The sequence below is a fragment of the Streptomyces sp. NPDC029956 genome (genome assembly GCF_055574655.1).
Window position 1 is genome coordinate 60,802 of sequence record NZ_JBVHZJ010000040.1, and the last position, 16,100, is coordinate 76,901.

Here is a 16,100-nt window from a genome sequence, read left to right on the forward strand (position 1 = left end):
TTCCCCCCTTCCCCCCCCCCCCCCCACTGCCGCAATTGCTCCGGCCCTTTCGGGTCTTTTCCCCCCCCTCCCCCCCCCCCCCCCCCCCCTCCCCCCCCCCCCCCCCCCCCCCGCCCACGCGTTCCTCGAAGCGTGCGAGCTCGCCGCCCGGATCACGATCGCCGGGCTGCGGGCCCGCACGCGCGCACGGGGCGGCGAGTCCGTCGTCCTCACGGACCGGGGACCGCTCGACGGCCTGGTGAGGTTCGACCCGCCGCCGGCCGGTTCGGCGTCGGCGTCCGCCCTCCGGCGGATCGCGGACCGATACGGACCGACACTGCTCGTGGAGACCGGGCCCGGCACCCTGCCGGGCCGGGGCCGGCAGGAGAGCGTGGCGGCCTTCGCCGCGCGGATGAACGAGCCGGCCACGGACCCGGAGCTCCGCCGCAGGCTCGCACGGCGCTCGGGACTCGCCGCCCAGCACTACACCTGGGACCAGATGACGGGCGGTTGTCCGGCCCTGGCCCACCGGCTTCTGGACACTCCCGCCTCCGCACGACGGCCGAGAAGGAGAGGCGCGTCATGGCTGACGACCCGCTGACCACTTTCGTCCGGACCGTCGTCGGATCGGGCGTCCCCATCCTGGTGCTCTCGCCGCACCTGGACGACGCCGTCCTGTCCTGCGGCGGGCTGCTCGGATGGGCGGGGCGGCGGGCGCCGGTGACGATCGCCTCACTGTTCACGGAGGCCGCGCCACCGCCGTACACGCTCTCCGCACGCCGGTACCTGAAGCGGATCGGCGCCGGGGACGCGGAGGAACTGTTCGCCGAGCGGCGCGCCGAGGACCGGCGGGTCCTGGAGCGGCTCGAGGTGCGCTGCCGTCATGTCGGGCTGGTCGACGGGCTGTTCCGGCGGCTGCCGCGACCCCGGCCCGGCACGGAACGGCTGGCCGGGGTGCTGCCCGAGCTGGCCCAGGTGTATCCGACGGGCAGGCTGCACCTGTCCCGGGGCCGGATGTCCCCGCGCGACGCCGAGACCCTGCACCTGGTCGGGGCGACGGTCGACGAGCTGCTGCCCCGCCGCTCCGGCGGTGTGCTCCTCGCTCCGCTGGGCGTGGGCGGGCACGCCGACCACGTCCTCGTCCGCACCGCCGCGGAGGAGAGCGGCCGCCGGGTCGTGTACTACAGCGAGTTCCCGTACAACCAGCACGCCGGCCCCGACACCCGCTTCACCGGACGGCACCGGCTGGTGGGCCGCGCGTGGGAGCGGGGCCTCGACCGGAAGGCCGAACTGATCCGGGGGTACGGCACGCAGGCCGCCGATCTGTTCCCCGACGGGCGCATCCCGCGCGTGCCCGAGGTGTACCTCCTCCCGGAGAAGGGGTGGACGGCGCAGAAGCCCACGCCTCGGCGGCCTGCGGCAGAGCGCGCCTACGGGGTCGCCGTGACGGGAGCGGGCGATGCGCCACTCTGAGCGGCGCCCGCGTGTCCTGCTCCTGACCAGCAGTCCGCTGGACGGGGCGGACGGCGGTGAAGTGCGGCTCGCCGCCGACGTGCTCGACGCCCTGCCCGACGTGGACTTCGTCTGGTTCTCCCAGTGGCCGTCCGGCCGGCAGGCCTCGCCGGAGCGCGGCCGGCCCGTGCGCGTCCTCTCCCGCGACGGGTTGCCGCACCTGCCCGAGCGGGTGCAGGCCGCGGGTGCCGCGACCCTGTGGTCCCGCCGGGTCGACCTGGTGCACGCCTTCCTCAACGTCGGGCGGGTGTTCCCGGCCTTCTCGTGGCTGCGGCCGCTGCTGCTCGGGGGGCGGCCGGTCGTCCACACCGTGCCCTGGGTGATGGACACCGACTTCCTGAAACGCGTCCGCCCGCTGGGGACGACGATCGCGCTGTCGGAGTCGATGGCACGACGGCTGCGGGCCGCGGACTTCGGGGACATACGCGTGATCCCGCCCATGATCGCCCTGGACGAGTGGCCCTGTCTGCCCCGCCCCGAGGGGTTCCCCGTGGTGCTGTTCGCGGGGCACCACGATCCGTGCGGAGGGGTGGAGACGGCGATCGACGCGGCGGTGGAGGCGGTGCACGCGGGGGCGAGGTTCCGGCTCGTGCTCGCGATGCGCCGACGGTCGGGACAGGACAACGTCATGCTCGACGAGGCCCTGCGGGAACGGGCCGGTGCGGCGGGGCTCACGGACTTCGAGGTGCGCGGCTACGTCGAGGACATGCGCGAGCTGCTCGCCACCGTCCATGTGCTGCTGTTCCCGCCGACGGCGCGCGTCGGCATGGCCGACATCCCGCTCACCGTCCTGCAGGCGCTCGCCTCGGGGCGGCCGGCGATCCTCAGCGACCTCCCCCAGTTCGCCGACCTGGGCAACGCGGTGCTCCGCGCCCCGGCGGGCGACGCGCGCCGCACCGGGCAGCAGCTGGCCTGGCTGCTCGACCAGCCGCGCTCGTGGGACGTGCTCGCCGAGCGGGGCCGGGCGCTCGTCGAGGACCACTTCGGTCCCGAGCGGTTCGCGGCCCGATACGCGGCCCTCTACCGGGAGCTGCTGGCGTGACCGCGGAGCCGACCGCCGTCACCCGTGACCCGGCGGTGCGGTGCTGTCCGCAGCGGGGTCACGGGTGGGGTCCGCGGGGTCGTCCGGCCGCTCGGCGGTGAGGAGCAGGATGCCGGTGTCCCCGTACTCGGGCAGCGTCGGGTCCTTGGCCACCCTGTCGATCCGCAGACCGGTGGTCCGGGGCGTGAAGACGGCCCGCAGGGCCGCCTCGTCGACCGGGCAGGCGGGCCAGACCGGGCCCGCGCCGATCCGGTAGCTCGGCATGCGTTCCATGAACGCGGCGAGGAGCCGTCCGCCGGGGCGGACCGCCTGCACGAAGGCGTCGCAGAACAGGGTGAACTCGCCGAAGTCCTCGGTGACGCTCTCGGCGACGAAGTTCATCGAGGCGAGGTCGTACGTGCCGGGGACCACGTCGTCGACGGTGCCGGGCACGACCCGCACCGGGCGCAGCGCCTCCGTGCTGCTCTCGGGGAGGGCGGGGTCGAGGGAGCGGCACAGGCCGTAGAAGGGCCGCCAGCTGGCGTCGGGGCCGTGGTCGAGCTGGCGGCGCAGATAGCCGAGGTTGGCGGTGCTGGGTTCGAGGGCGTCGATCCGGCGGGCGGCGGCGCCCGCGAGCATCAGGGGGTAGAGGTTGGGGCCCGCGCCGAGTTCGAGGGTGCGGGCCAGGCTGCCGGGGGCGCAGCGCCGGTAGACGGCGGCGTGGTGGTGGATGACGCCGATGTCGCAGGGGTGGAGCCGGCGGTAGTTCTCGGCGAGGTAGTCGGTGACGGGCCAGGCGTCCCAGTCGGCGTCCCGGTTGCGGCGCACCTGGGTCGTGCCCATCACGGCGGCTCCGGTGTCCGGCCGGCCGTGACCGCGGAGGGGCGTGCGGCGTCGGCGGGCTGCAGGGAGAAGCGCCCGGCGAGCTCGGTGAGCGCCGTGCAGAGTTCCTCGATCTCCTCGTCGGTGTTGGCGGCGGTGACCTGGACGCGAAAGCCGACCCGGTCGCGCGGGACGAGGGGGTAGGAGGCGAGTGTCACGTAGATGCCGTGTTCCCAGAGGAAGCCGGCGACCCGGTCGAGGTCGTCGGCGTCGGCGAGCGGGATCTCGATGATCGGCAGTCCGTCGGTGTTGGGGGTGGCGATGCCGAGCGCGCGGACGTGATCGAGCACACGGGCCGTCATGCGGTGGAGGTCGGCCCGGATCTCGTCCCCGCGCGCCTCGTTGACGTCGAGTCCGGCCAGGGCGGTGGCGAGCGAGGCCGTCGGCGAGGGGCCGGAGTACAGGTACGGGGCCGCTGCCACCTTGAGGTGGTCCTTGAGCCACTTCGGGACGGCGAGGAAGGCGAGCAGCGAGGAGAAGGCCTTGGAGAAGCCTCCGACCAGGACCAGGTCGTCGTAGGTCTCGCCGAGGTGGCGGACGATGCTGTTGCCGCGCGCGCCGTACGGGCTGGTCTCGCCCGGGCGGCGCTCCCCGATGACCCCGAAGCCGTGGGCGTCGTCGATGTACAGCAGGGCGCCGTTCTCACGCGACACCCGGGCCAGGGTGGGCAGGTCGGGGAAGTTGCCGGTCATGCTGTTGACGCCGTCCATGCAGATGAGGCGGCTCGCGTCGGCGGGCGCGCCGCGCAGCAGCGCCTCCAGCTCGTCGGGCCGATCGGCGTGGAAGCGGTGGATCTCGGCGCCCTGGCCGCGGGCGGCCACGCAGCCGTCGTACACGGTGCGGTGGGCCTGTGCCTCGATGAAGACCTGTCCGGTGCCGGCGAGGAGCGGGATCACCGACTGGTGGATGAGGGTGATGGTGGGCAGCAGCAGGGTGTCGGAGGCGCCGAGGAGTTCGGTGAGCCGCTCCTCGATCTGCGGGTAGAGCCGCGGGCTGCCGATGAGCCGGGACCAGCTGGGGTGGGTGCCCCAGCGCCTGACCTCCGGCTCGATCGCGTCGATGACCGTCGGGTCGAGGTCGAGGCCCAGGTAGTTGCAGGAGGCGAAGTCGATGAGCCAGTCGTCGCCGACCCGGATGCGGCGGCCGTCGATCTCGTCGATGACGGCGTCGCACATGCGGCTGGTCCGGTGGAGGTGTTCGAGGTCGCGCCAGCGGGAGGCGCGCGGGGGGTGTGCCGCCCGGGCGGCGGGGCGGACGGCGGGCCGGGCGGCCGGACGCGCGCCGGACGGCGGGGCGCGGTGCAGATAGGACTCGGCCTGGTGGGCGGTCATGGGGCGGGCGAAGAGGAAGCCCTGCCCGTACCGGCAGCCCATGTCGGCGAGGAGGGCGCGCTGTTCCTCGTGCTCGATGCCCTCGGCGACGACCTGGAGGCCGAGGACGTCGGCGATGCGCACGATGCCCTCGACGAGCGCCACCTGCTGCGGGTCGGTCGTGATGTTGTCGATGAACGACTTGTCGACCTTCAGGACGTCGATGGGGAACTCGCGGAGGTAGCTGAGCGAGGAGAATCCGGTGCCGAAGTCGTCGATGGCGATGGAGACGCCCAGGTCCTTCAGGGCGGCCATGGTGGTCCTGATCTGCGCGTCCCTGCGCATCAGGACGGTCTCGGTGAGCTCCAGGACGAGGGAGCCGGGCGCGAGCCCCGAGGAGTGGAGGGTGCGGCGCACGCCTTCGAGGAAGCCCGGGTCGCGGAACTGGCGGGCGGAGACGTTGACGCTGGCGTACAGCGGGGACTTCCGGGGGCGGGCCCGCTGCCAGCGGGCGATGTCGAGTGCGGCGTGTTCGAGGACCCAGGCGCCGAGCGGCATGATGTGGCCGCTCTCCTCGGCCAAGGCGATGAACTGGTCCGGCGGGACCATGCCGCGGCGGGCGTGCGGCCAGCGGATGAGCGCTTCGAGGCCGGCCGGTGCGCCGTCGCGTACCTCGACGATCGGCTGGTAGCGCAGGGCGAACGCCTTGTCGGCGATGGCCGTGTCCATGCCCGCCTGGAGTTCGTGCCGGGCGACGAGCCGGGAGTGGAACTCGGGGTGGAAGAGGCGCCAGCGCTTCTTCCCGGCCGCCTTCGCGGCGTACAGGGCGAGGTCGGCGTGGCCGAGGAGTTCCTCGGCGTGGGCGCTGTCGAGGACGGTCGCGACGCCGACGCTGGTCGACACGGACACGGCTCCGTCGGTGAGGTGGAAGGGCTGGCTCAGGGTGTGCACGATCTCGGCCGCGAGGGTCTCGGCGTCGCGGGGTTCGCGCGCGCCCTCGATGAGGACGGCGAACTCGTCGCCACCGAGCCGGGCCGCGGTGTCGGTGAGCCGCAGGACGGAGGTGAGGCGGCGGGCGACGGCGACCAGGAGTTCGTCGCCGACGGAGTGGCCCATGGTGTCGTTGACGACCTTGAAGTCGTCGAGGTCGACGAAGAGCATGCAGGTCAGGGTGGATTCGCGGCGTCCCCTGAGCAGGGCCCGCTCGACCCGTTCGAGGAGCAGGACGCGGTTGGGGAGCCCGGTGAGGGAGTCGTGGAAGGCCCGGTGGGTGAGCTCGCGTTCCAGTTTCCGCTGTTCGGTCACGTCGCGGAGGGTGAGGACGAGGCCGTGGACGGTGTGCTCGTTGCGGAGGTTGCTGCAGCGGACCTCCACCTCCAGGTCGGCCTGCCCGCCGTGGATGAGCTTCCAGTCGTCGCGGGCGTCGACGGCGGCCCGGGTGCGCGCGTCGGCGAGGACGCGCAGGGCGGAGGCCGTGTCGGCGGGGGCGACGAGGTCGGTGAGGGGGGTGCCCGGGAGCAGGGGGCGGCCGAACATGGCCTCGGCGGAGGGACTGGCGTACCGGACGGTGTCGTCGTCGTCGACGATGAGGATGACGTCGGAGGTGTTGTGCACGAGGGTACGGAAGTACGCCTCGCTGGTGCGGCGGTTGACCTCCTCGCTGAGCGCGAAGCGTTCGAGGGCGAGGGCCGCCTGGGAGGCGAGGGACTGGGCCGGGCCTGAGATCTCGGCGAGCTTCTTCTCGGGGCCGGCGATGAGCAGGACGCCGAGCAGCGGTTCGGGGCCTGCCGGGGCCTGGAGTTCCAGGGGGCAGAGCAGCGCGAAGGGCTCGGGAGCGAGCTCCGCCGCGACGGCGGGGTCGAGCCGGGACACGGGAAGGAGTCGGGTGCCGTCGGACACGGTCTCGGGCCAGGCGGCCTCCGGGGGCCGCTGAGGCTGCTCGGCGGCGGGACGGGCCGGATCGGCGGGGGGACGGGCCGGGCCGGAATCGGAAGCCGTGGGGTTCCCGCTCCCGCTCGGCTCGTCCGCGGGCGGGGTCGAGGGGTTCGCGGGCGCGGTCGAGTCGTGCGCGGGCGGCCCGGCCCTCGATGTCCGCGACGCCGACGTCGAGGGCCGGGCCAGGTCGTCCGTACGGCAGCTCCACGGATGGTCGGCGGTGGCCACGCCGCTCAGGCCGCCCCGGCGGTCCCGGGTCAGCAGGAGGACCCGGTGCCCGGTGCCGGGGCCGAAGAGGGTGGCGGACGCCGTCTCCACGGCACCGGCGACCTCGCGTGGGCTCAGGGCGGCGACGAGTGAGGCGGCGGCCATCCGGAGGCTGCGTTCGCGCGCCTCGGCCTTGCCGTGGTCGTTCATCATGCCCCAGAGCCGGGCGAGGACCAGCAGGAACATCAGCGCCGAGAAGATCGCTATGACGGCGATGTCCTGGTCCCGGTCGTGCCGCAGCGACTGGAACAGCAGCAGGGCGGGGGCGACGAGCGAGGCACCGGCGAGGAGCGCGAGCCGTCGCTCGGCCACGTGCGGCGCCGGTTCGGGGGCGCGCTCGGTGAGACCGGTCATCGAGGGATGGAGCGCGGCGAGGCCCCAGGCGGTGAAGAAGACGACCCAGCCGAGGTCCCAGGGGGTGCCGACCTGCCAGGTGCCGCGCAGCTGGAGCGTGCCGTAGATGACGTCGGAGGCGAGGATGCCGCAGGTGCCGAGGGTGAGAAGCTGCACGGACCGCGATCTGAGGCCGCCCGGCACGAGCAGTCGGGCGAGCATCGCGAGCATCAGCACGTCGCCGAGAGGATAGGCGATGGAGATGGCCTTCTCGATCCAGCTCATGTCCTCGCTCCTGGCCAGCGGGGTGATGAGGTTGACCCAGGAGAGCAGGGCGAGGCCCGAGGTGAGGATCAGCGCGTCGAGGACGACACCGAGGTCGCGGCCGACGGCCCGGTAGCGGATGAAGCCGAACAGACCGATGGCGAACAGCGGGTACGTGGCCAGGTACAGGGCGTCGGCGACGGAGGGGAACGGCCTGGTCTGACCGAAGAAGGCCTCCAGGGCGTTGTACGCCGTGTCGCCGCCCACGAAGGCGAGATTGGCGGCGGCCAGCACGAGCCAGGGCCAGCGCCGGGACGGCTGGTGGAGATGGACGCCGACGAGGATGGCGACGACGCCGCCGAGCCCGATGAGCGCCCAGAGCACGGTGTGCCGGGCGGGGAACTGCAGGTAGGCGACCGTCAGCGCGGCCACGATCAGGAGGTACACCAGGGTCCATCGGCGCAGTGTCCCGGTCGCGGTGAGCGGCCGGTTCGGCTGGCGCAGCGACATCGTCGACCGCCCCCTTGCCGGGTCGGACGGACGCCGTCGGGAGCGCCCTGTTCGCGGATGGGCCCGTACGGTGTCCATTCTCCGGGCCCCCGGGGGCGCCTGCATCTCGGAGCCGGTCGCGCGGGGACCGGGGCGTGGACGAGGGCGGGGTGGCAGCGCGTCAGGAGGAGGCCGCCGGGGCTGCCGGGCGGACTCCTCCCAGGAGGAGGCGGACCGCTCAGGAGGCGGCGGACCCCTCAGGAGGAAGCGCGGACCACGAGTTCCGTCGGGAGCATCCGGCGGGGCTGCTCGTCCGGCTCGCTGGGCGCGTTGATCTCCTGCAGCAGCAGCCTGGCCATGGTGCGGCCCATCTCCTCGATGGGCTGCCGGACGCTGGTGAGGGGCGGGTCCATGTGCCGGGCGACGGCCGAGTCGTCGACGCCGACGAGCGCCACGTCCTCGGGGACCCGGCGACCCGCCTCGCGCAGGACGCCGCGCGCGCCCGCGGCCATGACGTCGGAGGCGGCGAACACGGCGTCCACGTCCGGTCGGCGCTCCAGGAGTTCGCGCATCGCGCGCCGCCCTCCCTCCTCCGTGAAGTCCCCGGTGGCGACGAGCCCGTCGTCGGCGGCGAGGCCGGCCTCCGCGAGGCCCTCCCGGTAGCCGTCGAGACGGCAGCGGGCCACGTACATGTCGAGCGGTCCGGTGATCGTGGCGACGGTGTGTCGACCGCGCGCGGCGAGATGGGCGACGGCGGCCCGGCCGGCGCCGGTGTTGTCGGAGTCGACGAAGGCGACGCGTTCGTCCTCGGTGCGGCGGCCGTTGAGGACGGCGGGCAGGCCGAGGGCGCGGACCTGGTCGGGCAGGGGGTCGGAGGCGTGCACGGAGACGAGGAGGACGCCGTCGACGCGCTGGGCGGCGAGGTACTGCTCGAAGCGCTGCCGCTCCTGCTCGCTGCGGATCAGGGTGAGCAGCAACTGCTTGTCCGCGTCGGCGAGTTCGGTGCTGACACCGCGGATGATGTCGAGGAAGTACGGCTCCGCGAAGAGCCGGGCCTCGGTCTCGGGGATGACGAGCGCGATGGCGTCGGTCCTGCTGCCCGCCAGGGCGCGGGCGGCCCGGTTGGGTACGTAGCCGAGCTCGGCGACGGCCTGCTCGACGGCGGCCTTGGCCTGTTCGCTCACCCGGGGGGAGCCGTTGATGACCCGGGACACGGTGCCTCGGCCGACTCCGGCCCTGGCCGCGACCTCCTCAAGGGTGGGCCTGCCGGTCTGTCGCCCGCTCACCGCCATGTGCCGCTTCTCCCCTCGGGCCGCCGCCCCGCCTGCGTGTGGACGCGAACCTATCAGGCGGGGCGGCGCACTTCCCGGGACCGCCGGAGGGCGGCTCAGAGGCCGGTCGGGGCGAGTTCCGCCATGGCGCCCCAGCCCTGCTGCGGGACCTCGACGTTGATGATCTCGGGGGTGGTGGCGATGGCTCCCGCCATGGCTTCGAGACCGGCCGTGAAGTGAGGGGACGCGACGTGGGCCGCTCCCGCGGCGGCGTCCGCGAAGGCCTCGAGGAGGACGAAGACGTTCGGGTCGTCGACGCTGCGGGACCAGTCGAAGAAGAGGTTGCCGGGCTCCTGACGGGTGGCGCGGGTGAAGTCGGCGACCAGGTCGAGCCAGCGGTCGGCGTAGTCGGGGCGGGCGGTGAAACGTACGGCGATGAAGATCATGCGGCAAGCCTGCGGCGCCCCGGCCGACGCGGCCAGTCGGTCCGGTCAGCTTTCCGGCAGGGCCGGAAACTCCGGTACGGCGCGGGTGAGCGCCGCCCGGATCTCGCCCTGCCGCCGCGCGAAGCCGGCGGTCGGCAGCGAGACGGACAGGGCGTGCACGATGCCGTCGCCGCGCCCGGGCACCGCGACGGCGAGACAGGTGTACGCGAGGTCCGCCTCGCCCACGGACACGGCGATGCCCTGTCCGCGCACCCGGTCGACCTCGGCCTCGAAGCGCTCGGCGCTGGTGATCGTCCGCTCGGTGAACCGGGCCATCCCGTGTTCCGCGAGGTAGCGGCGGCGCAGCGGGCGCGGCAGCGCGGCGAGCAGGGCCTTGCCGTGGGCGGTCGCGTGGGCCCGTTGTTCGGGGCCCGGAGCGAAGGGGTGGGCGGCGTCGGTGACCGGGGCGGTGGTGTCGACGACGGTGATCCGGCCGTCGCGATAGGCGGTGTGGTAGGCCTCCGCGCCCGTGGCCCGTCGCAGCCGGCCGAGGAGCTCGCCGGTGCCGGCACCGAGTCCGTGGTGCCGCTGGTGGGAGCGGTGCAGGGCCGGGACGCGGGGACCGGGGGCGTACCCCTCGGCGGTACGGACGAGGTAGCCGCGCGCGAGGAGGGGCCCGGTCAGGTGGTAGACGGTCGAGAGGGCGCAGCCGAGGTGCCTGGCCAGCGCCTTCGCCCCGACGGGCCGGTCGGCGTCGGCGACGGCGTCGAGGACGGCGAGGGCCCGGTCGACGGACTGGGGCCCGGTGCTGGGGGACGGGGCAGGCATCGGTCCAGCTTAGGCGTGCGGGGCGGAGGTGGAGCCGCCGGGCGGTCCGGCCCCGGGGGCGAGGGCACGGGCACCCGGGAGCGCTCCGTACCGCTCGTCGGCGACTCTCCGTGCCGGCTGCGCACCCCTCCGTATCGCCGCAGGTCAAACCCCCCTTATATGCATAAGACACTCTTTCGGCGTACCGTCAGGTGTTCCCCTGATCCTCGACGCCACGGGAGAGCGCGTGCCCCGCTCCACGACCCACCATGCCCCGACGCCCCGCGAGGGGCGCCGTCCGCGTCTCCGGACAGCGGCGATCGCGACGGGCGTGGTCGCCGTCGCCGCGGGCGGCCTGTACGTGGCGGGGCTCGTCGCCACCGGCGACGACATATCCGCCGGCACCCGTGTCGGCGGCGTGGACATCGGCGGCATGAGCCGTGCCGACGCCGAGGCCAGGCTGGCGGCCGAGGCCCCGGCCGCGTGGAGCGCGCCGATACCCGTGCGGGTCGGCGACAGCGCCTCGACCGTGGCGCCTGCGTCGGCCGGTCTCACCGTGGACCTGGCGAAGACCGCCGAGCTGGCGGCCGATCCCGCCCGCGACCCGTTCACCGTCATCGGGCGGCTCTTCTCGTCCGGCGACCGCGAGATCCAGCCGGTCCTCGCGTACGACGCGGGCAAGGCGAAGGCCGCCGTGGCCGAGCTGGCCAGGAAGAACGACCGCACGGTGCGCGAGGGGGCCGTGGCCTTCCGCGAGGGGAAGGCCGTCGCGACCGAACCCGTCGCCGGCCAGAAGCTGGACACGGGCAAGGCCGTCGATACCCTGCGCGCCGCCTATCCCGCCACCGGCGCCGCGGCTGTCACGCTCCCCGTGGCCGTGACCGAGCCGAAGCTGCCCGCGGCCGAGGTGAACCGTTTCCTCGACACCTACGCGAAGCCCGCCGTCTCGGGTCCCGTGACGCTCACGGCGGGAGCGGACCGGCTGAGGATCTCCGCCGCGACGCTCGGCGACCACCTCACCGTGAAGAACGAGAACGGCCGGCTCTCCGCCGACCTCGACGCCGAGGCACTGCTGCGCGACGCGGACGTGGCGGACCCGATCTCCTCCCTGACCGGCGCGCCCGTCGAGGCGACCCTCGGCGTGCGGGACGGCAGGGTCGTCGTGGAGTCGGAGGGCAGGCCGGGGCACGAGGTGACCGCGAAGGCCCTCGGCGACGCCGTGCGCCCGCTGCTGGCCCGGTCGGGCACTGCCGCGCGTACGGCCGCCGTGCCCACGACGGTCACCCAGCCCGAGCTGACGTCCGACTCCCTGGCGCGACTCGGGATCACCGAGCAGATGTCGACGTTCACGGTGAACTTCCCGAGCGCTCCGTACCGGACGACGAACATCGGCCGCGCCGCCGAGCTCATCAACGGTTCGATCGTGCAGCCCGGCGAGGTCTGGAGCTTCAACAGGACGGTCGGCGAGCGCACCCCGGACAACGGCTTCGTCGACGGCACGATGATCCTGGACGGCCAGTACCGCTCCGCCCCCGGCGGCGGCGTGTCCGCGATGGCCACCACCATGTTCAACGCCATGTTCTTCGCCGGGGTGAAGCCCGTCGAGTACGGCGCCCACTCCTTCTACATCGAGCGCTACCCGGCGGGCCGCGAGGCGACCGTGGCCTGGGGCCAGCTCGACCTGAAGTTCCGCAACGACTCCGGGAAGCCGATCTACATCAAGGCCGGCGCGACGGACTCGTCCGTCACCGTGAGCTTCCTCGGGACGAAGAAGTACGACTCCGTGGAGGCGGTCCCCGGGGAGCGCACCAACCTCACGAAGCCCAAGAAGGCCGAGGGCACCGGCAAGGCCTGTGTGCCGCAGCCGCCGCTGGAGGGTTTCGACATCTCGGTCGACCGGGTCTTCAAGAACGACGGCGCCGAGGTCAAGCGGGAGACGTTCAAGACCCACTACACCCCGCGCGACGAGGTCACCTGCAAGCCGGTCGACCAGCCCGACAAGGAGACGGACACCAGGTGACCGGCGTGCGGCCGGCGGGGAGACGGACCACCGGAAGGGTGTCTTCCCGTACGGCCGGGGCATGACTCCGGAGCACGGCCCACCAGGCCAGGGCCGCCCTCAACCGTCCGGAGGCCCGCCTTGGCGCAGCGCAGCGACCCCTTCGAGCGGCTCCTCGCGGACGCCGTGCGCGCGGGCGTCTGCCCCGGCATGGCGTGGGCCGTGGGCGACTCCCGTACGACCCTGGCGGCGGGAGCGGTCGGGCTGCTCGACCCGGCGGACCCCGGTGGACCGATGCGGGACGACACCCTCTTCGACGTCGCCAGCCTCACCAAGATCCTGGCGGTCTGGGCGGTCACCGGCACCCTCGTCGACGCCGGGAAGCTCGACCTGACGGCCCCGCTGGGCAGTTACTGGCCCGAGGCCGCCGGGCGGCCGCTCGCCGACGTGACGGCCCGTCATCTCCTCACCCACACCGCAGGCATGCCGCTCCGCGCCAACCTCCGGCACCTGTACGGCTCCGATCCGCAGGACGTCCGGGACGGCGTCCTCGCCGAGCCTCTCCGGCACCGGCCGGGGGAGGCCGTCGCGTACACCGACCGGGCGGCCCTGATCCTCGGCTACCTCGCCGAGCACCTCACCCGCCGCCCACTCCCCCGGCTCGCCGAGGAGCGGGTCTGGACGCCCCTCGGGATGACGGAGACCCGGTACGGTCCGCTGCCCGCCGCGCTGCGGGAGCGGTGCGCGCCCACCGAGTACGACGAGGAGAGCGGCCGGCACCTCAAGGGCACCGTCCACGACTTCTCGGCCCGGCTGCTCGGCGGCGCCTGCGGGATCGCGGGGGTCTTCACGACCACCGGCGACGTCGGCAGGTTCCTGCGCCACCTGCTCGCCCCGGTGCCCGGCACGTTCTCCGCCGAGTGGACGGTCGGCTCGCTCCGCGTCCACACCGGCGGCCTCGAACCTCCCCGCGGCCTGTTCTGGCACCCGGCGCCGGGCACGGAACCGGCGGACGGCGTCTGGTCCCACTTCGGCTTCACCGGCACGGGCATGTGGGTCGCGCCGGCCCGGGACCGCTGGGCGGTCCTGCTCACCAACCGCCTCCACCTGACCCGGGACCCCGGCCCCCTGGCCCGCGTCCGGGAGGTGTTCAGGACCCTCGCCTTCCCGTGACCGCCCCGCGAAACCGGCGTGCCTCCCCACGGCGACTCTGCGAGTCTGCACCCCGAACGACGATCTTTGACGGTGCTCGACGCGCAAGGAGCAAGGACGATGGGCTTCACCCTCGAAGGACCGGTGCTGGAGGGTGCGCTGGTGCGCCTGGAGCCGCTGGGGCACCACCATGCCCCGGGTCTCGCCGAGGCGGCGGAGGAGAACCGGGACACCTACGGATTCACCTCGGTGCCGGACCGGGAGGGCGTCGGGGCGTACATCGACGCGCAACTGGGCCGCGCCGCCGACGGTCTCCTCGCGCCCTACGCGCAGGTGGCCGTGGCGACCGGCCGCGTGGTGGGCCACACCTCCTTCTGGGACCCGCGGTGGTGGCCGTCCGGTGCGGGCCCCTGCGCGATCGAGATCGGTTTCACCTGGCTCGCGGCCTCCGCCCAGGGCACGGGGGTGAACACCGAGGCCAAGTACCTGCTCTTCCGGCACGCCTTCGAGAGCTGGGACGTGTCCCGGGTGGACCTGAAGACGGATGCCCGCAACGCCCGCTCCCGGGCGGCCATAGCGAGCGTCGGGGCGACCTTCGAGGGCGTCCTGCGGAACTGGTCGCGCTCCTGGGTGCCGGGCGAGGAGGGCCGCCTCCGCGACAGCGCCGTGTTCTCGGTCGTCGCCGAGGAGTGGCCCGAACGGCGGGCGGCCCTCGAACGGCGTCTGGCGGCGAGGCGGGCCAGGTAGGGGGCGAGAGAGTCCGGGAGGCGGTCGAGGGGGCGTCCGAGCGTGACGTTCGGCACCCCTTCGATGGAGCAAACAGGCCGGGGGTTACCATATGAGCGCCGCCTAGCTCGAAAGATAAACTTGTGACTGTCAATGACGACTCGTTCACCAGCTGGAAGAACCGCGAGGAGATCGCGGAGTCGATGATCCCGATCATCGGGAAGCTGCACCGGGAGCAGGACATCACCGTCCTGGTCCACAGCCGCTCCCTGGTGAACAAGTCGGTGGTCAGCATCCTCAAGACCCACCGCTTCGCCCGCCAGATCGCGGGCGAGGAGCTGTCGGTCACCGAGACGCTTCCGTTCCTCCAGACGCTCACCACCCTCGATCTCGGCCCGTCCCAGATCGACATCGGCATGCTGGCCGCCGAGTACAAGACCGACAACCGCGGTCTCACGGTGGAGGAGTTCACCGCCGAGGCCGTCGCCGGCGCCACCGGCGAGAACAAGATCGAGCGCCGCGACGGACGCGACGTCGTCCTCTACGGCTTCGGCCGCATCGGCCGCCTCGTCGCCCGCCTCCTCATCGAGAAGGCCGGCTCGGGCAACGGTCTGCGCCTGCGCGCGATCGTGGTCCGCGGCGGCGGCGAGCAGGATCTGGTGAAGCGCGCCTCGCTGCTGCGCCGTGACTCGATCCACGGCCAGTTCCAGGGCACGATCACGGTCGACGAGGCGAACAGCACGATCGTCGCCAACGGCAACACGATCAAGGTGATCTACGCCAACGACCCCTCCGAGGTCGACTACACGGCGTACGGCATCGAGAACGCCATCCTCATCGACAACACCGGCAAGTGGCGCGACCGCGAGGGCCTGTCGAAGCACCTGCGCCCCGGCATCGACAAGGTCGTCCTGACCGCGCCCGGCAAGGGTGACGTGCCGAACATCGTGCACGGCGTCAACCACGACACGATCAAGCCGGACGAGCAGATCCTCTCCTGCGCCTCCTGCACCACCAACGCGATCGTGCCGCCGCTGAAGGCGATGGACGACGAGTACGGCGTGCTGCGCGGCCACGTGGAGACGGTCCACTCGTTCACGAACGACCAGAACCTCCTGGACAACTACCACAAGGCTGACCGCCGCGGCCGTTCCGCGCCGCTCAACATGGTGATCACCGAGACCGGTGCCGCCTCGGCCGTCGCCAAGGCGCTGCCGGAGCTCAAGGCCCCGATCACGGGCAGCTCGATCCGCGTCCCCGTCCCGGACGTCTCGATCGCCATCCTGAGCCTGCGCCTGGGCCGCGAGACCACCCGTGACGAGGTCCTCGAGTACCTCCGCGACGTCTCGCTGCACTCGCCGCTCAAGCGTCAGATCGACTTCACCACGGCCCCCGACGCGGTCTCGATGGACTTCGTGGGCTCGCGCCACGCGTCGATCGTCGACGCCGGCGCGACCAAGGTCGACGGCGACAACGCGATCCTCTACCTGTGGTACGACAACGAGTTCGGCTACTCGTGCCAGGTCATCCGGGTCGTCCAGCACGTCTCCGGCGTGGAGTACCCGACCTTCCCGGCCCCGGCGGTCTGATCTCCACCCGCCCACCGGCACGGGGGGGGGGGGGGGGGGGGGGGGGGGGGGGGGGGGGGGGGGGGGGGGGGGGGGGGGGGGGGGGGGGGGGGGGGGTGGGGGAGGGGGTGGGTACGCGGGATACCGCGGCTCTACTCCC

12 protein-coding genes are annotated in these 16,100 nt (G+C 73.4%); 7 read left to right on the plus strand and 5 right to left on the minus strand.

The features are described 5' to 3' along the window. Positions 1-238 precede the first annotated feature (238 nt). Genes ACZ4XX_RS27615 through ACZ4XX_RS27625 form a run of 3 tightly spaced genes read left to right on the plus strand, consistent with a single transcriptional unit; the run spans position 239 to position 2,533 of the window. Positions 239-580, plus strand: a complete 342-nt coding sequence (locus ACZ4XX_RS27615; protein WP_468510569.1) for a hypothetical protein — start codon at positions 239-241, stop codon at positions 578-580. Further along, positions 562-1,452 (plus strand): PIG-L deacetylase family protein, encoded by an 891-nt coding sequence (locus tag ACZ4XX_RS27620; RefSeq protein ID WP_468510570.1) that lies wholly within the window; start codon positions 562-564, stop codon positions 1,450-1,452. Before ACZ4XX_RS27615 ends, ACZ4XX_RS27620 begins: the two co-directional genes overlap by 19 nt. Continuing rightward, entirely contained in the window at positions 1,439-2,533 is a 1,095-nt protein-coding gene (locus tag ACZ4XX_RS27625) for a glycosyltransferase family 4 protein (RefSeq protein ID WP_468510571.1), read from the plus strand. Before ACZ4XX_RS27620 ends, ACZ4XX_RS27625 begins: the two co-directional genes overlap by 14 nt. Positions 2,534-2,551: 18 nt before the next feature. Here ACZ4XX_RS27625 and ACZ4XX_RS27630 read toward each other — a convergent pair whose 3' ends face one another. The 5 genes from ACZ4XX_RS27630 to ACZ4XX_RS27650 form a co-directional block, all read right to left on the minus strand. Further along, positions 2,552-3,355, minus strand: a complete 804-nt coding sequence (locus ACZ4XX_RS27630; protein WP_468510572.1) for a class I SAM-dependent methyltransferase — start codon at positions 3,353-3,355, stop codon at positions 2,552-2,554. Next, a complete protein-coding gene (locus ACZ4XX_RS27635) occupies positions 3,355-8,013 on the minus strand; it encodes an aminotransferase class I/II-fold pyridoxal phosphate-dependent enzyme (protein ID WP_468510573.1) in 4,659 nt (1,552 codons plus the stop codon). The genes ACZ4XX_RS27630 and ACZ4XX_RS27635 overlap by 1 nt, the downstream gene beginning before the upstream one ends. A 236-nt stretch (positions 8,014-8,249) precedes the next feature. Further along, complete coding sequence (locus ACZ4XX_RS27640; protein WP_468510574.1) at positions 8,250-9,284, minus strand: LacI family DNA-binding transcriptional regulator; 1,035 nt, start codon at positions 9,282-9,284, stop codon at positions 8,250-8,252. A 95-nt stretch (positions 9,285-9,379) separates the two neighbouring features. Beyond that, positions 9,380-9,709: a putative quinol monooxygenase gene (locus tag ACZ4XX_RS27645; RefSeq protein WP_468510575.1), complete on the minus strand. Its 330-nt coding sequence runs from the start codon at positions 9,707-9,709 to the stop codon at positions 9,380-9,382. A 45-nt stretch (positions 9,710-9,754) separates the two neighbouring features. After that, the gene (locus tag ACZ4XX_RS27650; RefSeq protein ID WP_468510576.1) at positions 9,755-10,516 is read right to left on the minus strand and encodes an IclR family transcriptional regulator; all 762 of its coding nucleotides are present in this window, start codon (positions 10,514-10,516) and stop codon (positions 9,755-9,757) included. A gap of 226 nt (positions 10,517-10,742) precedes the next feature. On the opposite strand from ACZ4XX_RS27650, the gene ACZ4XX_RS27655 reads away from it, so the two are divergent. The 4 genes from ACZ4XX_RS27655 to ACZ4XX_RS27670 all read left to right on the plus strand — a co-directional run bounded on the left by ACZ4XX_RS27655 (position 10,743) and on the right by ACZ4XX_RS27670 (position 15,961). Beyond that, positions 10,743-12,515 carry a VanW family protein gene (locus ACZ4XX_RS27655; RefSeq protein ID WP_468510577.1) on the plus strand — a complete coding sequence of 591 codons (1,773 nt, stop codon included), beginning with the start codon at positions 10,743-10,745 and terminating at the stop codon, positions 12,513-12,515. 120 nt (positions 12,516-12,635) lie between these two features. Beyond that, positions 12,636-13,667: a serine hydrolase domain-containing protein gene (locus ACZ4XX_RS27660; protein WP_468510578.1), complete on the plus strand. Its 1,032-nt coding sequence runs from the start codon at positions 12,636-12,638 to the stop codon at positions 13,665-13,667. A gap of 99 nt (positions 13,668-13,766) precedes the next feature. After that, on the plus strand, positions 13,767-14,393 hold the full coding sequence (locus tag ACZ4XX_RS27665; RefSeq protein WP_468510579.1) for a GNAT family N-acetyltransferase: 627 nt from the start codon (positions 13,767-13,769) through the stop codon (positions 14,391-14,393). A gap of 122 nt (positions 14,394-14,515) precedes the next feature. After that, the gene (locus ACZ4XX_RS27670) at positions 14,516-15,961 is read left to right on the plus strand and encodes a glyceraldehyde-3-phosphate dehydrogenase (RefSeq protein ID WP_187624257.1); all 1,446 of its coding nucleotides are present in this window, start codon (positions 14,516-14,518) and stop codon (positions 15,959-15,961) included. The last annotated feature ends 139 nt before the right edge of the window (positions 15,962-16,100 follow it).